Source organism: Pseudomonas sp. MF08875, assembly GCF_059862525.1.
Genome location: NZ_JCBCUW010000023.1, coordinates 90,181 through 96,504 on the forward strand (window position 1 = coordinate 90,181; position 6,324 = coordinate 96,504).

7 protein-coding genes and 1 pseudogene are annotated in these 6,324 nt (G+C 64.2%); 5 read left to right on the forward strand and 3 right to left on the reverse strand.

Annotated elements, in window-relative coordinates; all coding sequences use genetic code 11:
* Positions 1-84: 84 nt before the first annotated feature.
* Positions 85-396: pseudogene (locus tag AC19YT_RS15410) on the reverse strand (PAS domain-containing protein); the annotation flags it as partial.
* A gap of 196 nt (positions 397-592) precedes the next feature.
* Here AC19YT_RS15410 and AC19YT_RS15415 point away from each other — a divergent pair.
* The gene (locus AC19YT_RS15415) at positions 593-1,285 is read left to right on the forward strand and encodes an AzlC family ABC transporter permease (protein WP_095110885.1); all 693 of its coding nucleotides are present in this window, start codon (positions 593-595) and stop codon (positions 1,283-1,285) included.
* Positions 1,285-1,596 carry an AzlD domain-containing protein gene (locus AC19YT_RS15420; RefSeq protein WP_095110886.1) on the forward strand — a complete coding sequence of 104 codons (312 nt, stop codon included), beginning with the start codon at positions 1,285-1,287 and terminating at the stop codon, positions 1,594-1,596. Before AC19YT_RS15415 ends, AC19YT_RS15420 begins: the two co-directional genes overlap by 1 nt.
* Here the strand turns inward: AC19YT_RS15420 and AC19YT_RS15425 are convergent.
* The gene (locus AC19YT_RS15425) at positions 1,572-2,093 is read right to left on the reverse strand and encodes a C40 family peptidase (protein ID WP_371856251.1); all 522 of its coding nucleotides are present in this window, start codon (positions 2,091-2,093) and stop codon (positions 1,572-1,574) included. The genes AC19YT_RS15420 and AC19YT_RS15425 overlap by 25 nt on opposite strands.
* 166 nt (positions 2,094-2,259) lie before the next feature.
* Positions 2,260-3,327, reverse strand: a complete 1,068-nt coding sequence (locus tag AC19YT_RS15430) for a saccharopine dehydrogenase family protein (RefSeq protein WP_500610552.1) — start codon at positions 3,325-3,327, stop codon at positions 2,260-2,262.
* Positions 3,328-3,418: 91 nt separating this feature from the next.
* Here AC19YT_RS15430 and AC19YT_RS15435 point away from each other — a divergent pair, with 91 nt between their 5' ends.
* The 3 genes from AC19YT_RS15435 (at position 3,419) to AC19YT_RS15445 (ending at position 6,011) form a co-directional block, all read left to right on the forward strand.
* A complete protein-coding gene (locus AC19YT_RS15435) occupies positions 3,419-3,982 on the forward strand; it encodes a TetR/AcrR family transcriptional regulator (RefSeq protein ID WP_095110888.1) in 564 nt (187 codons plus the stop codon).
* A gap of 263 nt (positions 3,983-4,245) precedes the next feature.
* A complete protein-coding gene (locus AC19YT_RS15440) occupies positions 4,246-4,659 on the forward strand; it encodes a glycine zipper domain-containing protein (protein WP_095110889.1) in 414 nt (137 codons plus the stop codon).
* A gap of 146 nt (positions 4,660-4,805) precedes the next feature.
* Positions 4,806-6,011, forward strand: a complete 1,206-nt coding sequence (locus AC19YT_RS15445; RefSeq protein ID WP_095110890.1) for an MFS transporter — start codon at positions 4,806-4,808, stop codon at positions 6,009-6,011.
* Positions 6,012-6,324: the final 313 nt, after the last annotated feature.

The following is a 6,324-nucleotide window of genomic DNA, read 5'->3' on the forward strand; positions in this document are numbered from 1 at the left end:
CGTGGGCTTGACCCGCACCGACTCGTAGCCCACCACTTGGTTGCCCTCGAAGATCGGCGTGACGTAGGCGTTGACCCAGTAGTGGTCGCCATTCTTGCTGCGGTTCTTGACGATGCCCATCCACGGGCGCCCTTGCTTGAGGGCCGCCCACATGTGGGCGAACACGGCGGACGGTACATCGGGGTGGCGCACGATGTTCTGCGGGGCGCCGATCAGGTCATCGCGCTCAAAGCCGCTGATCGCGACAAACGCATCGTTGCAGTAGGTGATGACACCCCGGGCATCGGTAGTGGAGATGAGCTTTTGCGACGAACCCAGGGCGACTTCTCTGTGGGTGACAGGCTGGTTGTTTCTCATATCCCTATGCTCTTGATGGTATGACGGGGGGAATATCATCGGCTGAATGGTCTAAAAGGTTAGTCCAAGCGCAAATAAAAACGGTAATTGACCGGTTTTATTTGCATGCCGCCCCCATTCGCCGCCGTTTGGCGCCCCATTTGTGCCGTTTTCTACGTTCGCAACGCAAGATCGTTCAAGACAGGCATTGGCAAAACTGCCAACCTTGGCGGCCGACCTTGATGAGCACCCTGCGATGCCCACTGCGCTTCCCCAACATGCATTCGTCCGTGGCGCGATTGCGATCCTGCCGCTGTCCCTGGCCTGTGCGCCCTGGGGCCTGCTGGCCGGGTCCACCGCCATCGACGCTCAACTCACGCCGCTGCAAAGCCAGGGCCTGTCGGTGATTGTGTTTGCCGGCGCGGCGCAACTGGTGGCCATCGGCATGATTAAAGGTGGCGCGGGCGCGCTGTCGATCTTGTTGACCACGCTTTTGTTGACCTCCCAGCACTTGCTGTATGGCATGCACATGCGCACGACCCTGTCGCCGCTGCCGTTGCGCTGGCGTATGGGCTTGGGCTTTTTGCTCACCGACGAGTTCTTCGCTCTGGTCAGCCAGTACGACCGCCAGACCTTCAACCGCTGGTACGCCCTGGGGGTGGGCCTGAGTTTTTACCTGATCTGGAACCTCTTCACCCTCGCCGGCATCGTGTTGGGCAAGAGCATCCCGGGGCTGGAACACCTGGGGCTGGAATTCTCCATCGCGGCAACTTTCATTGCCTTGATTACGCCGGTGGTGCGCGACGTGCCTACGGTGATCTGCGTGGCGGTGTCGCTGTTTTGCGCGGTGCTGTTCAGCTACTGGCGGTGGGAGTCGGCGGTGGTCGCCGCGGGGTTGGCGGGCATGGCCGCCGGGTTTATGTGCAAACGCCTGGCGGTGCGCCTGTGATGATCTTCGCCATTATTGTGGGCATGGGCCTGATCGTTTTTTTCAACCGCTACCTGTTCCTGGAACCGCGGCTGCCATTGCGCCTGGGGCGCAACGTGAAGGATTTTCTTGGTTTCGCGGTGCCGGGCATGCTCACCGCGATCTGCGGGCCGATCATTTTCATCAGTGACCATCAGCTCAACCTCAACCCGGCCAACCCTTACCTGTGGGCCGGCCTGTGTGCGGTGGGGCTGATGCTGTGGACTGGCCGTGTGCTGACCACGGTGCTGCTGAGCATGGGGATGTTCTACCTACTGCGTTGGTGGCTCTGAAGGGCCAGGCCTTGCTGGGCGGCGGTGGCGTTGAACGGGCGCGGTGGCGGTTCATGGAAGCGCTTGGCGGTTTTGTAGCTGCGCCGCCAATAGTTGTTGCTCAAGCTGTCGATGCGCACGTTTTTGCCGGTGCGCGGGGCGTGGATGAATTTGTCGTCACCGATGTACAGCCCCACATGGTTGATCGGGCCTTTGCCATTGCGCGCGAAAAACACCGCGTCTCCCGGTTTCAAATGGGGCTTTTCAACGGTCTTGTAGCCGGCCTTGACCATGGCGGCGGTGGTGCGAGGCAACTTGATGTCGGCTTCATGGTGAAATAGGTAGACCATCAGGCCGCTGCAATCGAAACCGCTTTTTTCGCTGTTGCCGCCCCAGCGATAGGGTGTGCCAATCAAATCGTGGGCACGGTCGATGACCTGGGGCAGTGGGCTGGCTGTGGTTTGGCTGATGTGTACGAAAAAGCTACAGGTGATGAGTAAGAAAAGGCGCTTAAACACGAGGAAATTACCGTGTTGAAAAATGAAGGCGCCAATCTAGGGATATAACGAGAGCAGCTATGTAGGGCGTTTTACCTTGTTCTGGGTGAATAGTTCTCGCCCGATAAACGGTCATTCTCTGTCGCAGGCAACCGGGCGGTTCTATCTCGCCCGTCAGCATGGTTTTTTACTCGCTTATCAACACACCTTCTGCCTGAAGCTGTGCTTTGGTCTGGCAGGGGTCGAGCAGGTTTTCCCCCAAATAAACCCCCGGTGCGGGTGGCGGTTGTTCCAGGCCCAGCAGGCGCTCGATTTGCAGCACGGTGCCCAGGGCGGTGAGGTGGGTCTGGCCGGCGGGGTCGGTCAGCAACAGCGTGCGCTGTGCGGGGCTGCCCTGCCGGTCCGTGCCTGCGGCGCGCAGGCGGATGCGGTGCGGCCCGCCGTTGCCGGGGTTGTACAGCATGGCGCGGCGCAGGGGAGTAAAGCGCGGGCCGGCAATCAGCTTCCACACGCCGCAGGCCACCAGGGTGCGCAACAGGCGCGTGGCGTTGCGGTCGTCGAAGGCGATGCGCGCTTCCACCGTCGCCGCGCCCAACAGGTGCGGCAGGCTGGCTTGGTCGGGGGTGTCGAAGCGGTACGTGGTGTGGCGCCCGGCGTCGCCGAAATTCGCCACCTGGCCGTCGCTGAAACCCTGGCGCTGCTGCCACTGCCCGCCATCCAAGGTGTGGAAGGGCACCGACAGACGATCCAGGTACTCCACCGAGTTCGGCCCGGCGCGGTCGGCCAAGGCGTAGAGAATGTCCAGGCTGATGCGCTCGACGCTGGCCAAGTCCTGCACCAGTTCGCGGGCCATCAGGCCGGCGGTGGCGGCCATCCATGCCGAGGCGAAGACCACCGGCGCCCGTGGCGGCGGGCCACTGGCGACGCACACCAGCGCTTGCTTGAGGCGCTCGGTCCAGCGCGTGACATCTATATAAGGATGGCCGCCGTCCAAGGCGAACCGCAGCAAGCGGTCGTGGCGGTCATTGGCCAGGGCGACGATCAGCGTGCCCTCGGCCAGGGCCGGGAACTGCGGCCCGTCGATGTCCAGTTGCAGCGCTTCAGCGCCCAGGGGCCGCGCCACCGCCTCGGCGGCCTGCACGCGACGCCCGGCGACAATCAACTGTACTTGGGGCTGGCGCCGATGCAGCATGGCCGCCACTTGCGCGCCGACGACGCCGGCCCCGCCGGCCAGCAATACGCGGTGTACTTTCACGGGGTGATTTCCTATATTTGGTCAATTGACCAATTATTGGCATCGGTGGCGGGCGGCGTCGAGGTTTTTTTCAACGGTCAGGAGGTAAGGGATGGCGACAAAAGGCGAGGTGCGCCGCGAGCGGGTTCTGGAGGCGGCGTTGCAAGTGCTGGCGCAGCAGGGCGCCCATGGCTTTCGTATGCGTGCGGTGGCCAGCGCGGCGGACCTGTCCCTGAGCCATGTGCAGTATTACTTCCCCTCTCTGGACAGCCTGCTGGCAGCGGTGGTCGAGCGTTATCTGCGCGAGTGGGACCAGCGCCTGGCCGCGGCTCCAGACGACCTGGCCTCGGCCCTGACCCTGGTACTCGACAGCCATCTGCACTGCCAGGACTGCCAGGTGCTGTGGGAACTGTGGGCGATGGCCGGCCACGACCCGGCGGCCAACACCGCGCTGACCGGGTTCTACCAGGCCTACATCGACCGCGTGTGTGTGCTGCTGGCGCGGGACGCAGCCCAGGTGCCGGCCGAAACGATACGGGGGCGGGCGGTGTTGATCGTGGCGCTGCTGGAGGGGTTGTCGGTCCTGCGTGGGGCAGGGCGCGAGGCGGCACTGGCGCCCGAGGCAGGGGAGCAGGCCTTGGCGGCCATCATGGCTCTGGCGGCGATGCCTGTGTGATGTATTTTTAGGAACTTTCCTACGGTTGTGGGCGTTATTTCTCGTTCTGTCCACATTCCTTTCACGAATTATTCACAAGCGCCTCGGTAGTCTCAGCTCATCCGTTAAAAAGCAGATCCATTCAAGCCCGTCTTCCCCAGCGGGCTTTTTTTTGCCTGTGTGAATCTCTCTCGCCATTGCCTGTCCAATCCTTTGTCGCCCGCACCGCGCCTTTACCGGCGCGTGGGTCGGGCACTCCCATTGCGATTCTCGAGGTTCTCGTCATGCGTCTAACACTGCCTGCTCTGGTTTTCGGTCTGCTCGCCGCACAAGGTGCAATGGCGGCAGGGGATGGCACCGCTGCCGTCGGCGGCGGCCTGGGCGGTGCCCTGGGCAACGTGGTCGGCCAGCAACTGGGCGGTAGCACCGGCGCGGCCATCGGTGCTGGCGTCGGTGGCGCGGCGGGCAGTGCGGTGGGTGCGCGCAAGGGCAGCCGCACCGAGGCCGCCATCGGTGGTGGCCTGGGCGGTGCGGGTGGCTCGGTGGTCGGTAACCAGTTGGGTGGTTCCACCGGTTCCACCATCGGCGCGGGCCTGGGCGGTGCGGCGGGTGGGGCAGTGGGCAGCAACCTGTCCAACGACGACGGCAAGAGCCACGGCAAGTCGAGCAAGCACAAGCGCAAGCACAAACGGCACTGATCGCCTGATACTGATTCTGACGTAGCCAGCGGGCTGCCCGCTGGCTACCCACGGTCCTTACCAAACACCTACACACTCTGGGTATTTGCAGGTCCCTGACCTGTGCTTTGATGCTGCGTCACACCCCGACCCAGAGACCCAGCCCCATGGCCAACCCTTACCGCGAACTCTTCCAGCTCCCTGGCACCCGGGCCTTTGTCCTGGCGGGCATAGTGGCGCGCATGCCGTATTCCATGACGGGGATCGGCCTGATTACCATGCTCGCCCAATTGCAGGGCGGCTATGCCCTGGCGGGGGCGGTGGCGGCGACCTTCGCCCTGGCCACGGCCTTTTGCGCGCCCCAGGTGTCGCGCCTGGTGGACCGCTTCGGCCAGGGCCGGGTGCTGCCGCTGGCGGCGTTGGTGGGCGGCGGCGGGTTGCTGATGGTGCTGGTGTGCACCCGCTTGCAGGCGCCCCACTGGATGCTGTTCGTGTTCGCCGCGCTGGCCGGTTGCATGCCCAGCATGTCGCCCATGGTGCGGGCGCGTTGGACGGCGCTGTACCGCGGCCAGCCACAGCTGCAAACCGCTTACGCCCTTGAGTCGGTGCTCGATGAGCTGTGCTTCATCCTCGGCCCGCCCGTGGCGGTGGGTTTGTCGGTGGGCCTGTTCCCCGAGGCCGGGCCGTTGGTGGCATTGGTGATGCTGGTGATCGGCGTGACCGCGTTCGTGCTGCAACGGGCCACGGAGCCGGCGATTCACCCCCGCGCGGCCGGCCGCCAGCGCTCGGTGATCCGCAGTGGCGCGGTGCGCCTGTTGTGCCTGTTGATGATGGCCATGGGCACCATCGCCGGGGTGGTGGACGTGGTCAGCGTGGCCTTTGCCCAGCAGCAGGGGCAACCGGCGGCGGCGAGCATCGTGTTGTCGGTGTACGCCATCGGTTCGTGCGTGGCAGGCCTGGCCTTTGGCGCGTGGAAAACCGCCATCCCCTTGCCCCGCTTGTTCCTCTACGGTGGCATGGCCACGGCCCTGACCACCCTGCCTCTGTTGTTGGCCAGCGATATCCTCGGCTTGTCCCTGGCGGTGTTCGTGGCCGGTTGGTTCTTCTCCCCGACCCTGATCGTAGCCATGGCCCTGATCGAAAAACTGGTGCCGCCGGCCCGTCTTACCGAAGGCCTGACTTGGCTTATCACCGGCCTGAGCGTCGGCGTGGCGATTGGCGCCGCCGGTTCCGGCGCGTTGGTGGACCAGTTCGGCGCCCGCAGCGGTTTCTGGCTGGCGCTGGCGGCCGGGGCGGTAGTGCTGGCGGCGGCGCTGCTCAGTTACCGGCGCCTGGGCGCGGGCAGCGAAGTGCTGGTGCAGAACTTCTCCTGATGGGCCCCGCCCGCCGTGCATTCCCCTTGCAGGCCGCTTTGTGAGGGGGCCCACTGTGACCCCGGCTGACATGTTGTGTAGGGCGTTTCTCTAATTTATGTAGGCCTCATATTTAAACGCTCCACCCCCCCTCAATCCTCCCCCGCAACTAGGCACAATGCCGCCGCGCCCCGCTGCCTGGCGCGTTTCACATCCCAACGCTGTTAGCCTCTTTGGCGGGTTATGGCCGACTGGCTGAACTGCGAATTTCGCAACCTTATGCCTGGTTTGGATTTCACGCCCATGAACCCCACTGCCCCGATCATCAGCGATC

Excerpts from the sequence above, each read along its gene's own strand:
- AC19YT_RS15415 (WP_095110885.1), top strand. The coding sequence starts at position 593 with ATGCCCACTGCGCTTCCCCAACATGCATTCGTCCGTGGCGCGATTGCG.
- AC19YT_RS15435 (WP_095110888.1), top strand. The coding sequence starts at position 3,419 with ATGGCGACAAAAGGCGAGGTGCGCCGCGAGCGGGTTCTGGAGGCGGCG.
- AC19YT_RS15445 (WP_095110890.1), top strand. The coding sequence starts at position 4,806 with ATGGCCAACCCTTACCGCGAACTCTTCCAGCTCCCTGGCACCCGGGCC.
- AC19YT_RS15420 (WP_095110886.1), top strand. The coding sequence starts at position 1,285 with ATGATCTTCGCCATTATTGTGGGCATGGGCCTGATCGTTTTTTTCAAC.
- AC19YT_RS15440 (WP_095110889.1), top strand. The coding sequence starts at position 4,246 with ATGCGTCTAACACTGCCTGCTCTGGTTTTCGGTCTGCTCGCCGCACAA.